The sequence below is a fragment of the Endobacterium panacihumi genome, assembly GCF_050847465.1.
GTDB classification, from domain to species: domain Bacteria; phylum Pseudomonadota; class Alphaproteobacteria; order Rhizobiales; family Rhizobiaceae; genus Neorhizobium; species Neorhizobium panacihumi.
Genome location: NZ_JBOZRA010000002.1, coordinates 1 through 16506 on the forward strand (window position 1 = coordinate 1; position 16506 = coordinate 16506).

The window sequence follows — 16506 nt, forward strand, 5'->3', positions numbered from 1 at the left end:
CCTTGCGGGGCGCTCGACTTGCATGTGTTAAGCCTGCCGCCAGCGTTCGTTCTGAGCCAGGATCAAACTCTCAAGTTGAGAATTCAATCATGACTGATCACTTTGTTCTGAATCGACGAGAACTCTTTTGTACACTCGGCGCTTCACAGCGCCAATTTCCATGGTTCTCATAATCAAAACGTGACCGTCATTTTCGTCTTCCAACGATTGAAAATCTTGCGATTTTCAATCAGCGAGACCGCCGACCACGTTTCTCTTTCTTCTCATATTCAATTGTCAAAGAACAGACGACCAAAACCAAAGGCCAGAACGTCATCAATCCCAGAGCCAAACCAGTAAACCCGGCCCTATCAGCATGCGCCAACTTCTCAGAGATTTTTGAGACAAGAACTTCGTCGCCAGCAGCGCCGCCGCCCTCGTCAGTGACCGGGTTATAGTCCGAGCCCCTCCGACAAGTCAACGGCCAATTTCGTAAATCTGTCACTTTTCTCGAGGGAAAAACCGACACCCCTTGCAGCGTAAGGGTTTTGACCCGAATTTTTCTGAAAAGAGCGATTTGCCAAACAAAACAACATGTCGCTTAACGCGAAACCGGGGCGCAAAGACACGCCCCGGCAGCGGAATGGCCCCGATCCGGCCTTATTTCTGCCAGCTCTTCACCAGTTCATCGTAATTGACGGTGATCGGCTTTTCCTTCTCGTTCTCGATCTTCAGCTGCGGCGCAAGATTGCCCTTGGAGACAGCATCCTTGTTCCAGTATTCGAGATCGTGCTCTTCCGCGAGCTTTGGTCCCATCTCACCCTGAACACCGGCGCGTTCCAGACGTTGCAGCACCTTCTCCTGCTCGGCACAAAGAGAATCCATCGCGGCCTGCGCCGTCTTGGCCCCCGACGACGCATCGCCGATGGCCTGCCACCACAGCTGCGCCAGTTTTGGATAGTCCGGGATATTGGTGCCGGTCGGCGACCATTGCACGCGCGCCGGCGAGCGATAAAATTCGATCAGGCCACCGAGATTGGGGGCGCGATCGGTAAAGCTCTTGTGGTTGATCGAGCTGTCACGGATCAGCGTCAGGCCGACATGGCTCTTTTTCACATCCACCGTTTTCGACACCACGAACTGCGCATAAAGCCATGCGGCCTTGGCGCGGTCATCGGGCGTGGATTTCAGCAGCGTCCAGGAGCCGACGTCCTGATAACCGAGCTTCATGCCTTCCTTCCAGTAGACGCCATGAGGAGACGGTGCGAAACGCCATTTCGGCGTGCCATCGTCATTGACCACCGGCAGACCCTTTTTCACGAAGTCGGCGGTGAAGGCCGTATAGGTGAACATCTGCTGCGCCACCTCGCCCTGCCCCGGAACCGGGCCGGATTCGGAGAAGGTCATGCCGTTTGCTGCGGCCGGGGCGTAGGCCTTCATCCAGTCCAGATATTTCTGGATGGAATAAACGGCCGCCGGGCCGTTGGTATCACCGCCGCGGGCGACGCAGGAACCGACCGGCTGGGATTTCTCGTTGACCTTGATGCCCCATTCATCGACCGGCAGACCGTTCGGCAGGCCCTTGTCGCCATTGCCGGCCATGGAGAGCCAGGCATCGGTGAACCGCCAGCCGAGCGACGGGTCCTTCTTGCCATAGTCCATATGGCCATAGACCTTTTTACCGTTCACTTCGCGGCCGGTGAAGAACTCGGCGATATCCTCATAGGCCGACCAGTTGACCGGCACGCCGAGATCGTAGCCATACTTGGCCTTGAAATCGGTCTTGTTCTTTTCGTCGTTGAACCAGTCGTACCGAAACCAGTAGAGATTGGCGAACTGCTGGTCGGGCAATTGGTAGAGATCGCCATCCGGTGCGGTGGTGAATTTCAGGCCGATGAAATCATCGAGATCAAGGCCGGGATTGGTGACATCCTTGCCTTCATTGGCCATCCACTTGGTCAGTGAACGGGCCTGCTGGTAACGCCAATGGGTGCCGATCAGATCTGAATCGTTGACATAGGCGTCATAGACGTTTTCGCCCGACTGCATCTGTGTCTGCAGCTTTTCGACGACATCGCCTTCGCCGATCAGGTCATGGGTCAGCTTGATGCCGGTGATTTCCGAAAAAGCCTTGGCCAATACCTTGGATTCATATTCATGCGTGGTGATGGTTTCGGACACCACCTTGATATCCATGCCGGCAAAGGGTTTTGCCGCATCGATGAACCACTGCATTTCCTTTTCCTGCTCGGCGCGGGAGAGCGACGACTGATCGCCGATTTCCGCATCGAGAAACTTTTTCGCCGCGTCCATGTCGGCGAATGCCGAACCTGTCATGGCCAGCAGCATGGCTGCCGTCGTCGTCATAAGATGCCGTCGCATATCAAAGTCCTCCCGGTTGATGCGATGCAGTCACGAACGTCTGGCGACCGGACCTCCTCCCGTCGCCGGATTTCCCACAAGCCTCAGACGAAGCGGAATACGCCGATCGCGTAAACCACCGACAAGGCCAAAGCCCACCACAGGCTGGGGCCTCCAAGACCCAGCCATGCGAGATGAATGAAGGCAGATCCGAGCAGCGACACGAACAGGCGGTCGCCGCGTGTCGTCTCGAACCGCAGAATGCCGACGCGCGGGCCGCCGCCGGCTGAGAAAAACTCCCAGATGCCCATGGCCGCGATCAGCGCGAAGATGGTGATGAAGAACAAGGCCGTCGGCAGCGTCCATGCCATCCATGAGAAATTCATGATCTCTCCCCTTCCTTAGACGCGGCCAAGGGCAAAACCCTTGGCGATGTAGTTGCGGACGAAATAGATGACGAGCGCGCCCGGAATGATGGTCAGCACGCCGGCCGCCGCCAGCACACCCCAGTCCATGCCCGACGCCGAGACCGTGCGCGTCATGGTGGCTGCGATCGGCTTGGCATCCGTCGTCGTCAGCGTGCGGGCGATCAGAAGCTCGACCCATGAGAACATGAAGCAGAAGAAGGCGGCGACACCGATGCCGGACGCGATCAGCGGCATGAAGATTTTGACGAAGAACCGCGGGAACGAGTAGCCGTCGATATAGGCGGTTTCGTCGATTTCCTTTGGCACGCCGGACATGAAACCTTCGAGGATCCACACTGCCAGCGGCACATTGAACAGGCAATGGGCGATGGCGACCGCGATATGGGTGTCGATCAGACCGAAAGCGGAATAGAGCTGGAAAAAGGGCAGCGCGAAAACGGCGGGCGGCGCCATGCGGTTGGTGAGCAACCAGAAAAACAGGTGCTTGTCGCCCAAAAACCGGTACCGCGAAAAAGCGTAGGCCGCCGGCAGGGCCACCAGTACCGAGATGACCGTGTTCATCACCACATAGGTAATCGAGTTGATATAGCCATTATACCAAGCCGGATCGGTGAAGATGACGGCGTAATTGCGCAACGTCGGGTTCTGCGGCCAGAGCGTCAGTTGGCCCAGAATTTCGCTGTTGGTCTTGAAACTCATGTTGACGAGCCAGTAGATCGGCAAGGCCAGAAAGAGGATGTAGATCACCGGGATGAGAAAACCGTAACGGGCGCCGCTGCTGTTGTTGATCATGGTCGCCTCCCTTCACGTCTGGTCTGCATCGCTCTGGGTCATGACGGTGTAGAACACCCATGACAGCAGAAGAATGATCAGGAAGTAGATGATTGACATGGCCGCCGCCGGCCCGAGATCGAACTGGCCGATCGCCATTTTCACGAGATCGATGGACAGGAAGGTCGTCGAATTACCCGGCCCGCCGCCGGTGACAACAAAAGGTTCGGTATAAATCATGAAACTGTCCATGAACCGCAGCAGCACGGCGATCAGCAGCACACGCTTCATCTTCGGCAGCTGGATATAACGGAACACCGACCAGCGCGAAGCGCCGTCAATGCGGGCTGCCTGATAATAGGCATCGGGGATGGAGACGAGGCCGGCATAACACAGGAGCACGACGAGGCTCGTCCAGTGCCAGACATCCATGACGATAACGGTTGCCCAGGCATGCGCCGGGTTCTGCGTATAGTTATAAGAGATGCCGAGCGAATTCAGAAAATAGCCAAGCAGGCCGATATCAACGCGGCCAAAGACCTGCCAGATCGTGCCGACCACGTTCCAAGGAATAAGCAGTGGCAAGGCCATCAGCACGAGGCAGACCGGCACGCCCAGCCCGTATTTGGGCATGTTGAGCGCGATCAGAATGCCGAGCGGCACTTCTATCGCGAGGATGACGGCGGAAAAGATCAGGTTGCGCCAGAGCGCATCCCAGAAGCGTGGCGAGGTGAGGATTTCGACAAACCAGTCCGTGCCCGCCCAGAAGAACTGATTGTTCCCAAACGTATCCTGCACCGAATAGTTCACCACCGTCATCAAGGGGATGACGGCCGAAAAGGCGACCAGAACCAGAACCGGCAGGACCAGAAACCAGGCCTTGTTGTTCCACGTCTTTTCCATGGTTTTAGCCCCCCTGCCCTGATGATCGGTTTTCGACCCGCCAGCTATCAGCAAAGATGCCGATGGCCTGTTTTTCGAAAGTGACCTTGGCGTCGGTCGGAATGTCGTCGTCCTCGGCCAGCACGATGGAGATCGGCTGGCCGCAGAAACTGGCCCGCACGATTTTTTGGCGGCCGATATCCTCGACCTTGTTGATCGTCACCGGCATGCCTTCGCGCCCGAGTTTTACGAATTCCGGGCGGATGCCGAGTTCTATCCTGCTCTCACCTTTTAATGCGGGCGCATTGGCCAAGGCGATCGTCTGATCACCAACGCGGGCCGTTACTCCCTCGACCGAGGCCGGCATAAAATTCATGCCGGGTGAGCCGATGAAATAACCGACGAATGTGTGGCTCGGCCGTTCGAACAGTTCGGCCGGCGTGCCGATCTGGACGATCTGGCCGTCATGCATGACGACGACCTTGTCTGCAAAGGTCAAAGCCTCGGTCTGGTCATGGGTGACATAGACCATGGTGAAACGCGATTGCCGGTGCAATCGCTTCAGTTGCGAACGCAGCACCCATTTCATATGCGGGTCGATGACGGTCAGCGGTTCATCGAACAGGATGGCGTTGACATTGGCGCGCACCAGCCCGCGACCGAGCGAAATCTTCTGTTTCTGATCGGCGGTCAGCCGCTGCGCCCGGCGTTTCGCCATGCCGGCGAGATCGGTCATTTCGAGGATTTCGTTGACGCGTTTTTCGACCTCGGCCTCCGGCACCTTTCTATTGCGCAACGGGAAGGCGAGATTGTCGAACACGGTCATCGTGTCGTAGACGACCGGAAACTGGAACACCTGCGCGATATTGCGCTCTTCGGTCGAAAGCTCCGTGACATCGCGGCCATCGAACAGGATGCGCCCGTCCGAGGGATGCAGCAGGCCGGAAATGATGTTGAGCAGCGTGGTCTTGCCGCAGCCGGAGGGCCCGAGCAGTGCATAAGCGCCGCCATCCTCCCAGTCATGATGCACTTCCTTCAAGGCGTATTCGCCGGCCGCCTTGGCGCGGGGACTGTAGGCGTGGCGGATATGTTCAAGCGAGATGCGTGCCATATCGTCCCATCCTTCACGCCGCGATCGGCGCGGCGATAAGCGCCTTGCCGGTCGATTGATCGAATGCCATCAGATGGCGGCTGTCGAGATGCACTTCGATCTCGCGGTCCTGCTCGATATCGTGAATGCCATGTGCCAGCATCACCCAGCGGTGACCGGCAAAATCGAGATGGATGAAACTTTCGGAACCGGCAATTTCCGAAACCAGTGTGCGCGCCTTCAAGGGCGTGGTGTGGCCATTGGCGGCATGCAGGAAAAGATGGTGCGGCTGGAAGGCGAGCACCACAGGCCCTTCCGCCACCGAAGTGAGATGCGGCGGCACCGACATGACCAGCTCTCCATTCAGGACAAAACCGTTGCCCGCGCGGACAAGCGCGATCGTGTTGAGCGGCGGGTCGGCGAAGATTTTTGCGGTAACGAGATCGGCAGGCTGACGGTACACGTCCACCGTCCTGCCGAACTGCGTCACGGCTCCCTCGTGCAGGGTAGCGGTATAACCGCCGAGCAGCAGCGCTTCGGACGGTTCCGTTGTGGCGTAAACGAAGATTGCGCCCGAGGCGGCGAAGAGTTTTGGCAGCTCCTCGCGCAATTCCTCGCGCAGCTTGTAATCGAGATTGGCGAGCGGTTCGTCGAGCAGCACGAGATTGGCGTTCTTGACGATGGCGCGCGCCAAGGCCGTGCGCTGCTGCTGGCCGCCGGAGAGATTGAGCGGCGTGCGATCAAGATAGGGCGTGAGCTTCAGAAGCTCGGCCGCCTTCTTAACCTCGCGGTCGATGGTGGCCGCATCCTTGCCGGCGATGCGCATCGGCGAGGCGATGTTTTCATACACCGTCAAAGCCGGGTAATTGATGAACTGCTGGTAGACCATCGCGACATTGCGCTTCTGCACCGGCACATTCGTGACGTCGGCGCCGTCGAAAAACACCGAACCTTCGGTCGGCTTGTCGAGCCCGGCCATCAGCCGCATCAGCGACGTCTTGCCGGCAAGCGTCGGCCCGAGCAGGACATTCAGCGTGCCCCGCTTTAATGTCAGGTCGGTCGGGCGGATATGATAATCCCCCGCCACCGTCTTCGACACGTTGCGCAATTCCAGCATATGAACCTCGGGCCTCCCAACCCTCGGATACACGCGGCGATTTCGATGGCCTCAAGCGGCCCGGCGAACACCCGCCATGTATTCCTCCAGTCCCGCGGCTTCCTCCGCCGTCAGGAACAATCCCTGCTTGGTGCGGCGCCACAGCACATCCTCTGCCGTGATCGCCCATTCCTTTTCGATCAAAAAGCGGACTTCCGCCTCATGAAGCGTGCCGCCGAAATGCCGACCAAGCCCCTCCACGGTCTTCGCATCGGCGAGGATCGCCTTCGCGTCCGTGCCGTAACATTTCACAAGCCGCGCCGCATGGCGCTTCGACAGGAACGGATAGGCCGAAAGCAGTTTCCGCTCTTCGCCGGCAGCACCGGTTACGGCAAAATCCCCCCCCGGCAGCCGGCTTTTGGCCGTCCACGGCGCGCCTTTGTTGCCAATCGCCTCACCGATCTTTTCCAGCGCATGCTCGGAAAGCCGGCGATAGGTGGTCAGTTTGCCGCCAAACACATTGAGCAACGGCGCACCATCGGCATCCACCTTCAGCACATAATCCCGCGTCGCTTCCTGAGCCTTGGAGGCACCATCGTCATAAAGCGGCCGCACCGCCGAATAGGTCCAGACGATATCTTCGGGCTTTACCGGCTCGGAAAAATATTCGCTTGCTGCATTGCAGAGATAACCGATCTCCTCGTCGCTGATCTTAACGTCCTTCGGGTCGGCCGAATAGTCGCGATCCGTCGTGCCGATCAGCGTGAAATCGGTTTCGTACGGAATGGCGAAAAAGATGCGATTGTCCGGGTTCTGGAAGAAATAGGCGCGCGTATCGTCGAACTTCTTCTTCACGATGATATGGCTGCCCTGCACGAGCCGGACATTATGGACATTGTTGCGCCCCATCGCGCCAGACAGGACCTGATCGACCCACGGCCCGCCGGCATTGACCAGCATGCGCGCCCGGTGGCGCGTGGTAGCGCCCGACACTTCATCGCGCACCTCGATCTGCCACAAACCGGCTTCGCGACGGGCCGACACCACTTTCGCGCGGTTCATGATCTTCGCTCCACGCGTGGCGGCGTCACGGGCATTGAGCACGACCATACGGGCGTCATCCACCCAACCATCGGAATATTCGAATGCCTTGCCGAAATTGGGCTTCAACGGCCGACCGGCCGGATCGCTTCTCAAGTCGAGGGTTTTGGTTGCCGGCAGCAGCTTGCGGCCGCCAAGATGATCATACAGGAACAGTCCGAGCCGGATCAGCCATGCCGGGCGCACGCCGCCCTTCTGATAGGGCAGCACGAAACGCAGCGGCCAGATGACATGCGGTGCCATCGCCCATAGCACTTCGCGCTCCATCAGCGCTTCGCGCACCAGACGGAATTCATAGTGTTCGAGGTAACGCAGGCCGCCATGGATCAGTTTTGTCGCGCCCGAAGATGTGCCTGAGGCAAAATCGTTCATCTCCGCAAGCGCAACGGAGTAACCACGACCGGCCGCATCGCGCGCAATGCCGCAGCCGTTGATGCCGCCACCAATCACGAAGAGATCGAATACCCTATCGTCAGACATCGCCTTACCGACCTTGCGTTCATCATTTTCGCGACGCAACAAATTTTGCAATTGCGAAAGACATCACAATCTAAAATGAAAGAAAAACGAATGTCAAATGAAGATTGAAAAACCGCAAAATTGGGCAGACTCACCCAGTTTCGATCAGGCGAACATCGCTGTCAGCGCATATCCGCCGGATCTCCGGCGAGGGACAGCGATCGGTGATGAAGGTATGAACCTGGTCAACATGACCCATCCTGACCGGCGCCGTGCGCTCGAACTTGGAGGCATCGGAAACAAGGATGACATGCCTGGCATTCGCCATGATCGCCTGGGCGACCTTCACCTCGCGAAAATCGAAATCAAGCAAAGCCCCATCCGCATCAATGGCGGACACACCGATGACCGCGTAATCGACCTTGAACTGGCGAATGAAATCGACTGCGGCCTCGCCCACAATACCACCATCCGAACCGCGCACGACCCCGCCGGCAATGATCACCTCGATCGAGGGATAAACGCGTAACCGATTGGCAACATTGATGTTGTTGGTGATCACCATCAATTCACGATGATCGACAAGCGCCTCGCCTACGGCTTCCGTGGTCGTGCCGATATTGATGAACAGCGACGAATTATCCGGTATGATCTGCGCTGCCGCCCTGCCGATTGCCTGCTTCTGCACAGCGAACATAAGCCGGCGCGCATCATATTTGACGTTTTCGTTTCCGCTCGGAAAAACCGCACCGCCGTGAACTCGGTTTAGGGCCTTGCCGTCACAAAGATCATTCAGGTCTTTACGGATGGTCTGCGGCGTCACCTGAAAGCGCTCAGCCAGGTCATCGACCAGCACTTTTCCCTGCGTTTTGGCGAGTGCCAAAATTTCTTCCTGCCGGCTGGATAGGTGCATGGCTCCCCTCCTTTTCGTTTTCTTTCATTTTAGAAAAAAACGAAGGCGCGGCAAGAAAATTCGAAATCTGGACCGGCCCCAAAAATCGTGGTGCTTTCTTGGCCGGAGAGCCTGACCTTTGCCACATCGCAACAGAAGAAACACAGCGATCACGCTGCAAAATCACCGTTGACAAGTGGAAGAATCGGGCGCATTGATGCCGCCATGATCACGAAGCTATCCACCGCCCGCTCATATTTTTGGTCGTACCTTTAAAGGGCGGCCAGACAGATCATATTGTCACAAAAGCCGCCGTCAGGCGGCTTTTTGATGAAAACAGCGTCCTGACGGCAACCCTCTCGAAAAAGCCAAGGACGAACACCATGCCAACCCTGTCATCGACGATCTCGGATCCGCTGAAACCGGCACATCTGCTGCCAGCCAGCCAGATCAGCCTTGCCGACGCTGCGCCCGCTCGCCCGCCGGTGGTTGCCATCCGCGCTGCCCGCCGCGCCGACCTGCCGCAACTCGGCGAAATGATCACGGCGCTCGCCACCCATCACAATGATGCTTCCGCCATCACCCCGGAAATCCTCGAGCGCGATCTGTTTGGCCCGGTGCCGTGGATCACCGCTCTGGTGGCAGACGGCGGCGAAGGCCTGATCGGCTACGCCATTCTGGTGCCGTTGTACCGCGCTCAGGAGGGCAAGCGCGGCATGGATCTGCACCATCTCTTCGTGCGCGAAGGCCATCGCGGCCACGGCATCGGCCACCATCTGGTCACCCGCGCCCGCGACCTCGCCCGCAATGCCGGCTGCGATTATCTTTCGGTCGGCGCCGCGACCGGCAATTTCGCCGCCCACCGATTTTACGAGCACATGGATTTCAAACCGCGGCCGGTAACAGGCATGCGATATACGCAGGCGCTGGCGTAAGAACTGCGGAAACCGGCGATCTCTCCTTGGCTGGGATCGCCGGACTGTTGCAATTACTACGACGACCTTCGTCTTCCGATTCAGTCTTTTCCAGTCAATACTCGACAACGACCACCCCCACCCGCTCCGCGATCTGGCACCAGATCGCCAAGCGCCCGGCGAATATCGCGGCTATTGAGATTGAGACTACGTCCTTTCGGAATCCCTTGCCGCTCAATCTTCGCCCACGCTGCAGCCCGAAACGCGGCAGCATTGCTTTCATGGTATGCAAGACAATCGGCCCCGACAGGATCGGAACCGATCAGAATGCGAAAGGCACGGCGATGCACGAAGCAGGCCGCGCCATGGTCGCGGTCATCGGAGAAAACGGCAAAACTCAGCGCATCGAGATCGTCACGCCAGACTGCCGTGTTCCTTTCCATCACTTCACGCGGAAGGACTGAGACGCTTCAGGAATGTGCCACTCAGCGCACCCAAAAGTGCCCAGAAAACAAAGCTTGTGACGGTTGCCACGACGATGAAGCGACGCTCCAGTTCGAGCGGCGCCAACGGCTCCACGCCGGTCGGCGGCAATGGCGCGCCCACCACATGCGGTGCCGCGATGAGGACGACCGCCAGCACCGCAGCCCATGGCTCACGCCGCAAGACCAGCAGGCCGATACCGGCAGCCGTCGCGATGGCCGTGGCAATCCACCATGTCTGACGGGCGGCAAGTTCTGCAGCCGGGCTGCCTGGCAATTCCGGCGGCAGCCCCACCATCGGCGCCAGCATCACCGAGGCAAAACCCGCCACGCCGAAAAACAGCCCGGTGCGCCAGCCCTGTGAGACGTTCGCCATGGACAGCAAGGCCGTCAGCACAAGCGAATAGCCGATCGCGGTCAGCACATTGGCGCCGAGCGTATAGGCGGTGCGCTCGAAACCGTCGGCGGGTGCCCACCCCTCACCGTGATCGTGACCGGCGGCATCATGCCCGTCACCTTCCGCCGCGGTTGCGGCATGATCGTGGGCGGGCGTGCCGGACGCATGCGTATGTGCGTCAGGCGCCGCGCTTTCCGGCACGGCCGGCCCTGCATTCTCATAGGTTTCGGCCTTGAGGATCAGCGGCTCGGTGCCGACCATCTGCATCAGCGTGATGGCAATACCTGTTATGATCCCCACCGGGACGGCGGAGAAGACAATAGCTCTGAACATATGGTGGCTCCCCTCAGTGGCAGGGGAAAGCGTTGGCATGACGGACGTCATGCGCAGCATTGTGAACGACTTCGAGATGGGAAAAACCCACGAAACCGATCACGAAAAGCCCGAGGCAACCGGCCATGGCGGATTGCACCAGGTTGGATGTTCTGGAAGAGACGGCCGGTTTGGCCGCGGTATCAGTGGTCTGTTTTTGCATGATGGAACCCCTCGTTGCACATGCGTTGCTCACATTTGCAATGGCAGGTCTCCTGGCTCGCAGGTCGTTGTCACGAAACTGGCCTTCCCGGTTTCCCAGTGGCCGTCATCGTCCGGACTCGCCGCTCACAGTTGCGGGGGCAGCCGCGAATGAGGAAATCTCCCTGTCGCGTTCCCTTTTCATCCCCCTGCATTCACTTGAGAAAACAGGAGGAACCATTGCGAGGCAAGTTGTGCGCCCGGCATTTGCGGGTGTCAAGGTGCGGTTGCACCGGCACGGCTGCACACCGAGGAAGCATTTTCAGAGGACGGGATTATTTCCCCGGCACTGCTTTCAAGTAGGCAGCGATGGCTTCAAGGTCGCTCTTGGGCAGATGCGCAATGTTTTTCTGCACTTCCACCATCGATCCGCCAACACTGTCGAAATCGGGTGTGAAACCGGTTTCGAGGTAGTTGACGATGTCGTCCTCGCTCCAGGCGCTGATCCCTTCCGAGGTCGAGGTAATGCCGGGCACGCGGCCATCGCCTTCCGGATTGAGGCCACCCGCCAGCCAGGCGCCGGACTCGAAACCGCCCAGCGCATTGCGCGGCGTATGGCATTCGCCGCAATGACCAGGACCTTCGACCAGATACTGGCCGCGCTTGACCTGTTCGGACGCATTTGCGAGCGCTACCCGCGGACCGTCATCGAAATAGAGAAACTTCCAGCCACCGACGGCAAGCCGGATATTGAAGGGAAACGGCAGGTCGTGGCCCGGCGCCACATTGGAACTGGCCGGCAAGGACTTCAGGTACGCGAAAAGGTCATTGACGTCTTTTGGCGAAAGCCGCGCATAGGACCCATACGGAAACGACGGATACAGATGCTCGCCACTCGGGCCAACACCACGCGTCATCGCATTGCCGAATTGTGCGATTGTCCAGCCACCGATCCCGGCCTGACTGTCGGAGGAAATGTTAGGAATATGGAATGTGCCGAAATCGCTCGGCAAAGCCCGACCGCCCGACATGATCTTCAGCGCATCGCCTTCAGCACCCGGCGCAGCATGGCACCCGGCACAGCCGCCCGCCCAGAACAGCTGTTCGCCATTGGCCAGATCAGGACTGCCGAGATTGGCCCAGTGGCTCTCCGGCTGCGGATCGGGTGCCGTCAGCGAATAAGCACCGCCGAGACCTGCCGCCCCCATAACAACCACTGCCGCCACGATTTTCGTGAAGGTCGATGCCATGTCATTCTCCTGCCGCAAGGCGTCACGGCAGCCGGGTCAGTACCCGGCTGCCGATCGCAATCAACGCTTCAGACGGTAGGTCTGGTGGCACTGGCCGCATTCGGCGCCCAGCGTCTGCATGGCATTCATGACGCCGGCGACATCGGTCGGTGCTGCCGCCAGAACAGCATCGGCATCCGCGGCCAGCTTCAGCGACTTGGCACGGAAGTCGGACGGATTTTCCCAGATCTTTGGCGAGGCTTCGGTATCATGGCCGGTTTCGCTGCCGACCGGGAACTGGTCGGGAAATGCCTTGGCCGACGTGCTGATCGTCGTCAGTGCGGTCTTCACGGCTTCCGCGTCGAACGGCTTCTGTTCCTTGGCGATAGCGGCAAGTGCGCCCATGGCACCACCGATCGCCTTCATGCCGGCCTGACGTTCGACCTGCGGTTCGGCAGCAAAAGCCGAACCGAAGCCAAGACAGAGTGCCACGGCCGTGGCGGCCAGAGTCTTGATATACATTAAAATCTCCCGGTTTGATCGGCCCGCATCACACGCAGCCGAAAGATCTGCGCTGGGAGAATGACAAGGCCAAACGACGGAAAGAAGTCACGTTTCCGTCAGGCTACCAGAGATGCTGCGATTATCCGTTGACACTGCGTTCACCAGATAAATACGGCAAAACCACTCAAGTTAGCTCATACGCCGCCCTTCACGCCTTCCCAAAGGGTCACCACCGACACGACAACCAGCAGCAGGCCGGCGCCCCGGCCAATCCAGATGGTTGCTGAGGCATTGCCGACGACCGCGGCGCGGGCACGCCCGGCAGCGACCGCAAGGCTGCCGTAAATCGCCAACTGGGTTGCTGCCGTCATCACCGCCATGATGGCGGCCTGCGGTGCCAGAGGACCGAAATCGGGACGTAGAAACTGCGGATAGATGGCCAGCATGAAAAGATAGTCCTTTGGATTCATCAGGCAGGTGACCGCCCCGCGCCGAAATGCTTCCCAATGAGAACGGCTGTCTGCCGGACCGACATGATCAACGATGATCGCGCTGCGCATCAACGTGACGCCGATCCACGCCATGTAAAGCGCGCCGATGATCAGCAGTGGTTTGAACAGGACCGGCATGAAACTCGCCAGAAGGCCGACCCCCAGCGCGCCATAAAGCGAATGCACGATCCCGCCCAGCATGATACCCGCCGTGGCGGCGAGCCCGGAGGCGCGGCCCCGCGTCAGCGCGTTGGCCAGAACAAAAATCATGTCCATGCCCGGCACGATGATGATGCCGAAAAGCAGCGTAAAAAACAGCCAGAGATTTTCCGTATAGGTCATGTCAGTTGCCACCCTTGTTTCGGCAAAACGGCAGGTTTGAAAAACCTTGTTTCACCACCCGATTTGCGGCTCTATACGACCACGCTCCTGACACCGTTCTGTCAGGAGCGAAGAGGCTGGGAAAGAAAATGCGCAAGGCGTCGCGCCTGTTCGAGATCATCCAGATCCTGCGGCTGGCCAAAGGGCCGGTGACCGCAGCCATGATTGCCGAGCAGCTGGAAGTGACGGTACGCTCGATCTATCGCGACATCGCGGCGTTGCAGGCCATGCGCGTGCCCATCGAGGGCGGCCGCGGCATCGGTTACATCCTGCGGCCGGGCTTTACGCTGCCGCCATTGATGCTTTCGATCGAGGAGACGGAAGCGATCGTCGTCGCTCTGGCGCTTCTGGAACGGACCGGCGACAGAGAGCTGAAACAGGCGGCACGGCAGGTCAGCCGCAAGATTTCGGCCGTCGTGCCGCAACCGCTTGCCAGCACGTTCAGCAGCAATGCGCTGCATGTCTGGGGCAGCACCGCGCCGGCCCCTGAAGGCGCGGATCTTGCCATGCTGCGGCGTGCCATTCGAGACGAACAGAAACTGCATCTGCGCTATCGCGATGAAGAAGGCCGGGCCAGCGAGCGGACGATCCGGCCGATTGCGCTGATCTATTATTCGCAGACCGCCAACATCGTCGCATGGTGCGAGTTGCGTGCGGCGATCCGCAATTTCCGCACCGACCGGGTGGCGGATTGCCGCCCTGTCGATGCCTTTTTTACCGGCGATGGCGAGCGCCTGCGAAAACTGTGGGTGGATGGCTGGCAAAACCAGTGATCTGTCGCAGGCGCCGCTTCAGCCCGCGTACCGTCAATCCTTGGCGTGATTGTTCGGCATCATGGCTTCGATCGTGTCATCCTTGTCGATGAAATGATGTTTCAGCGCAAAGGCCACGTGCCCGGCCACGACGATCAGCAGCGCCCAGGACAGGAACCAGTGGGCGGAAACAAGGTAGGGCGTCAGCTCCGGATTCTTGGCCCCGAGGCCCGGAATAGTGAACAGGCCGGCGACCGGTATCGGATAACCTGCCGACGACGAATTCCACCAGCCCGAAACCGGCACGGCGATCATCAGGAAATACAGCGACCAATGGCCCAAATGCGTGAACGTCTTCATGATCGCCGGCATTTCGCCAAGTGGCGGCGGGCTGTGGAACAGACGCCAGACGATGCGAAGGGCAATCAGGAACAGGGTCGTGGTGGCGATGTTCTTGTGCAGCGTGATTGCCCAGACCTTCTGAGCCGTCTCGATGTCGTTGACGCCGTAATGCAGCATGGCGCCGCCGTAATAGCCGACAACCCAGGCCACGATGATGATCGCCGCCATCAGCCAGTGAAAAAACTTCGATGTCGGGTTGAAATTTCGGGCCGTCGAAGCCCTGATGGGCGCCTGCGTAAGCGGTCCCGAGTCTACTGTGCTGGCCATATCGTGCCTCCCGGACAGATGGATCTATTCATCAATAAAATCTCTGTAAATTATAATATTCACGACAGTACGGATTATTGATTTTTGACAAAATTGCAAAAAACCAATAAAAACGCGGCCGTTACTTGCAATAATCATTATTAAACGACATTTTACTTCCGCCAAGGGTGTCAAAAGGTCGCTGACAATCGTCAAGGGCACGGCAGCAAGCCCGCAGCATCATCGAAGCCCGGCTGAATAATCGCAGTTTTTCTAAAAAAACCGTCAAAGCGGCAGGGTGCGGCTTTCTTCACGGCCATGGCCGGTGATCTCGATCCGGTCGCTGAAAATATCGACGACGGCAAAGGCGTTTTCGTCCGGCGTGTCGACCATGCCCTTGAAGTTGACGAACCAGGTTTTTCCCAGTTGCCCGAGGTTTCCGGTGTGCTGGTGGCCGTTCAGGTATGCAACGACATTGCTGTAGGATGCAATCAGCGCAGCCACTTCGGCACTATCCCAGAGATTGTGGTCGCTGTCCGGATAGAGCGGGTAATGGCCCATGATCACGACCTTTTCGCCATCCCATGCGGCGCGGTCGAGCACGTCTCTCAGCCATTCAAACTGGACGCCGCTGATACCAGCATTCCAGTCCTTGGCATTGATCGCGCCATCCGCTTCAAGGCCGGCCAGACGATTGATCGCCGATGCGCGACGTTGCGGATGATGCGCGGTGGCAAACAGGCTCTCCTCGCAGCCGTCCATCACCACGAACCGAAAACCATCCCGGCCGAAATGATGATAGGGCGCCGGCATGCGCAGCTTTTCATGGACCTTGGGCAGGTGCTCCGGCGCCACCAGAAAATCATGATTGCCCGGCAGAAAAACAGTGTCGTGCCGCGAGGTTTCGAACAGCGGCAGGATTTCGTCGAAATTTTCCCAGCCCCGGTCGATCAGGTCGCCGAGCGTGACCACGAAAGCCAGATCCTCGCCATCCAGAACCTCGAGCGCCTGCGCAATCTTGGCCTTGCTCGCCTGATAATGGCGGTTCAGCGTGGGATGCGGCGGAAGCGGTGCGTATTGCGGATCGGCGAGAACGCCGAAGCGTATGAGAGGTGTTTGGCGGGACATGCGCGGGA

18 protein-coding genes, 1 rRNA gene and 1 riboswitch are annotated in these 16506 nt (G+C 58.8%); of the genes, 3 read left to right on the forward strand and 16 right to left on the reverse strand.

The window, feature by feature from the left end:
* From ACRQ1B_RS11910 to ACRQ1B_RS11950, 9 genes are all read right to left on the reverse strand, one after another.
* A 16S ribosomal RNA gene (locus tag ACRQ1B_RS11910) occupies positions 1-78 on the reverse strand; the annotation flags it as partial.
* Positions 79-639: 561 nt separating this feature from the next.
* Complete coding sequence (locus ACRQ1B_RS11915) at positions 640-2361, reverse strand: ABC transporter substrate-binding protein (RefSeq protein WP_432293888.1); 1722 nt, start codon at positions 2359-2361, stop codon at positions 640-642.
* A gap of 83 nt (positions 2362-2444) precedes the next feature.
* Positions 2445-2726 (reverse strand): DUF2160 domain-containing protein, encoded by a 282-nt coding sequence (locus tag ACRQ1B_RS11920; protein WP_432293889.1) that lies wholly within the window; start codon positions 2724-2726, stop codon positions 2445-2447.
* A 15-nt stretch (positions 2727-2741) separates the two neighbouring features.
* The gene (locus ACRQ1B_RS11925; RefSeq protein ID WP_432293890.1) at positions 2742-3560 is read right to left on the reverse strand and encodes a carbohydrate ABC transporter permease; all 819 of its coding nucleotides are present in this window, start codon (positions 3558-3560) and stop codon (positions 2742-2744) included.
* A 12-nt stretch (positions 3561-3572) separates the two neighbouring features.
* Positions 3573-4442 carry a carbohydrate ABC transporter permease gene (locus ACRQ1B_RS11930; RefSeq protein ID WP_432293891.1) on the reverse strand — a complete coding sequence of 290 codons (870 nt, stop codon included), beginning with the start codon at positions 4440-4442 and terminating at the stop codon, positions 3573-3575.
* A gap of 4 nt (positions 4443-4446) precedes the next feature.
* Positions 4447-5532, reverse strand: coding sequence for an ABC transporter ATP-binding protein (locus ACRQ1B_RS11935; RefSeq protein WP_432293892.1), 1086 nt, complete (start codon positions 5530-5532; stop codon positions 4447-4449).
* A 13-nt stretch (positions 5533-5545) separates the two neighbouring features.
* Positions 5546-6628 (reverse strand): ABC transporter ATP-binding protein, encoded by a 1083-nt coding sequence (locus ACRQ1B_RS11940; protein ID WP_432293893.1) that lies wholly within the window; start codon positions 6626-6628, stop codon positions 5546-5548.
* Between the two features lie 51 nt (positions 6629-6679).
* On the reverse strand, positions 6680-8188 hold the full coding sequence (gene glpD / locus ACRQ1B_RS11945) for a glycerol-3-phosphate dehydrogenase (protein WP_432293894.1): 1509 nt from the start codon (positions 8186-8188) through the stop codon (positions 6680-6682).
* A 130-nt stretch (positions 8189-8318) separates the two neighbouring features.
* The gene (locus tag ACRQ1B_RS11950) at positions 8319-9080 is read right to left on the reverse strand and encodes a DeoR/GlpR family DNA-binding transcription regulator (protein WP_432293895.1); all 762 of its coding nucleotides are present in this window, start codon (positions 9078-9080) and stop codon (positions 8319-8321) included.
* Positions 9081-9442: 362 nt separating this feature from the next.
* Between ACRQ1B_RS11950 and ACRQ1B_RS11955 the strand changes: the two genes are divergently transcribed.
* The gene (locus ACRQ1B_RS11955; protein WP_432293896.1) at positions 9443-9994 is read left to right on the forward strand and encodes a GNAT family N-acetyltransferase; all 552 of its coding nucleotides are present in this window, start codon (positions 9443-9445) and stop codon (positions 9992-9994) included.
* Positions 9995-10020: 26 nt separating this feature from the next.
* Positions 10021-10437: a hypothetical protein gene (locus ACRQ1B_RS11960; RefSeq protein ID WP_432293897.1), complete on the forward strand. Its 417-nt coding sequence runs from the start codon at positions 10021-10023 to the stop codon at positions 10435-10437.
* Here the strand turns inward: ACRQ1B_RS11960 and ACRQ1B_RS11965 are convergent.
* The 5 genes from ACRQ1B_RS11965 to ACRQ1B_RS11985 all read right to left on the reverse strand — a co-directional run bounded on the left by ACRQ1B_RS11965 (position 10421) and on the right by ACRQ1B_RS11985 (position 13931).
* Positions 10421-11185 (reverse strand): CbtA family protein, encoded by a 765-nt coding sequence (locus ACRQ1B_RS11965; RefSeq protein WP_432293898.1) that lies wholly within the window; start codon positions 11183-11185, stop codon positions 10421-10423. The genes ACRQ1B_RS11960 and ACRQ1B_RS11965 overlap by 17 nt on opposite strands.
* Before the next feature lie 13 nt (positions 11186-11198).
* Positions 11199-11387, reverse strand: a complete 189-nt coding sequence (locus ACRQ1B_RS11970; protein ID WP_432293899.1) for a CbtB domain-containing protein — start codon at positions 11385-11387, stop codon at positions 11199-11201.
* Between the two features lie 25 nt (positions 11388-11412).
* Positions 11413-11622: riboswitch (cobalamin riboswitch) on the reverse strand.
* A 78-nt stretch (positions 11623-11700) separates the two neighbouring features.
* Positions 11701-12573 carry a c-type cytochrome gene (locus tag ACRQ1B_RS11975; protein ID WP_432294585.1) on the reverse strand — a complete coding sequence of 291 codons (873 nt, stop codon included), beginning with the start codon at positions 12571-12573 and terminating at the stop codon, positions 11701-11703.
* A gap of 102 nt (positions 12574-12675) precedes the next feature.
* Entirely contained in the window at positions 12676-13116 is a 441-nt protein-coding gene (locus ACRQ1B_RS11980) for a c-type cytochrome (RefSeq protein ID WP_432293900.1), read from the reverse strand.
* A gap of 176 nt (positions 13117-13292) precedes the next feature.
* Complete coding sequence (locus ACRQ1B_RS11985; protein WP_432293901.1) at positions 13293-13931, reverse strand: LysE family translocator; 639 nt, start codon at positions 13929-13931, stop codon at positions 13293-13295.
* 128 nt (positions 13932-14059) lie between these two features.
* Between ACRQ1B_RS11985 and ACRQ1B_RS11990 the strand changes: the two genes are divergently transcribed.
* Positions 14060-14743 (forward strand): helix-turn-helix transcriptional regulator, encoded by a 684-nt coding sequence (locus ACRQ1B_RS11990; RefSeq protein WP_432293902.1) that lies wholly within the window; start codon positions 14060-14062, stop codon positions 14741-14743.
* Positions 14744-14776: 33 nt separating this feature from the next.
* On the opposite strand, the gene ACRQ1B_RS11995 is transcribed toward ACRQ1B_RS11990, so the two are convergent.
* Entirely contained in the window at positions 14777-15391 is a 615-nt protein-coding gene (locus ACRQ1B_RS11995) for a cytochrome b (protein ID WP_432293903.1), read from the reverse strand.
* A gap of 264 nt (positions 15392-15655) precedes the next feature.
* Positions 15656-16498: a metallophosphoesterase gene (locus ACRQ1B_RS12000; protein ID WP_432293904.1), complete on the reverse strand. Its 843-nt coding sequence runs from the start codon at positions 16496-16498 to the stop codon at positions 15656-15658.
* Positions 16499-16506: the final 8 nt, after the last annotated feature.

Excerpts from the sequence above, each read along its gene's own strand:
- ACRQ1B_RS11915 (WP_432293888.1), bottom strand. The coding sequence starts at position 2,361 with ATGCGACGGCATCTTATGACGACGACGGCAGCCATGCTGCTGGCCATG.
- ACRQ1B_RS11920 (WP_432293889.1), bottom strand. The coding sequence starts at position 2,726 with ATGAATTTCTCATGGATGGCATGGACGCTGCCGACGGCCTTGTTCTTC.
- ACRQ1B_RS11925 (WP_432293890.1), bottom strand. The coding sequence starts at position 3,560 with ATGATCAACAACAGCAGCGGCGCCCGTTACGGTTTTCTCATCCCGGTG.
- ACRQ1B_RS11930 (WP_432293891.1), bottom strand. The coding sequence starts at position 4,442 with ATGGAAAAGACGTGGAACAACAAGGCCTGGTTTCTGGTCCTGCCGGTT.
- ACRQ1B_RS11935 (WP_432293892.1), bottom strand. The coding sequence starts at position 5,532 with ATGGCACGCATCTCGCTTGAACATATCCGCCACGCCTACAGTCCCCGC.
- ACRQ1B_RS11940 (WP_432293893.1), bottom strand. The coding sequence starts at position 6,628 with ATGCTGGAATTGCGCAACGTGTCGAAGACGGTGGCGGGGGATTATCAT.
- glpD (WP_432293894.1), bottom strand. The coding sequence starts at position 8,188 with ATGTCTGACGATAGGGTATTCGATCTCTTCGTGATTGGTGGCGGCATC.
- ACRQ1B_RS11950 (WP_432293895.1), bottom strand. The coding sequence starts at position 9,080 with ATGCACCTATCCAGCCGGCAGGAAGAAATTTTGGCACTCGCCAAAACG.
- ACRQ1B_RS11955 (WP_432293896.1), top strand. The coding sequence starts at position 9,443 with ATGCCAACCCTGTCATCGACGATCTCGGATCCGCTGAAACCGGCACAT.
- ACRQ1B_RS11965 (WP_432293898.1), bottom strand. The coding sequence starts at position 11,185 with ATGTTCAGAGCTATTGTCTTCTCCGCCGTCCCGGTGGGGATCATAACA.
- ACRQ1B_RS11970 (WP_432293899.1), bottom strand. The coding sequence starts at position 11,387 with ATGCAAAAACAGACCACTGATACCGCGGCCAAACCGGCCGTCTCTTCC.
- ACRQ1B_RS11975 (WP_432294585.1), bottom strand. The coding sequence starts at position 12,573 with ATGGGGGCGGCAGGTCTCGGCGGTGCTTATTCGCTGACGGCACCCGAT.
- ACRQ1B_RS11980 (WP_432293900.1), bottom strand. The coding sequence starts at position 13,116 with ATGTATATCAAGACTCTGGCCGCCACGGCCGTGGCACTCTGTCTTGGC.
- ACRQ1B_RS11985 (WP_432293901.1), bottom strand. The coding sequence starts at position 13,931 with ATGACCTATACGGAAAATCTCTGGCTGTTTTTTACGCTGCTTTTCGGC.
- ACRQ1B_RS11990 (WP_432293902.1), top strand. The coding sequence starts at position 14,060 with ATGCGCAAGGCGTCGCGCCTGTTCGAGATCATCCAGATCCTGCGGCTG.
- ACRQ1B_RS11995 (WP_432293903.1), bottom strand. The coding sequence starts at position 15,391 with ATGGCCAGCACAGTAGACTCGGGACCGCTTACGCAGGCGCCCATCAGG.
- ACRQ1B_RS12000 (WP_432293904.1), bottom strand. The coding sequence starts at position 16,498 with ATGTCCCGCCAAACACCTCTCATACGCTTCGGCGTTCTCGCCGATCCG.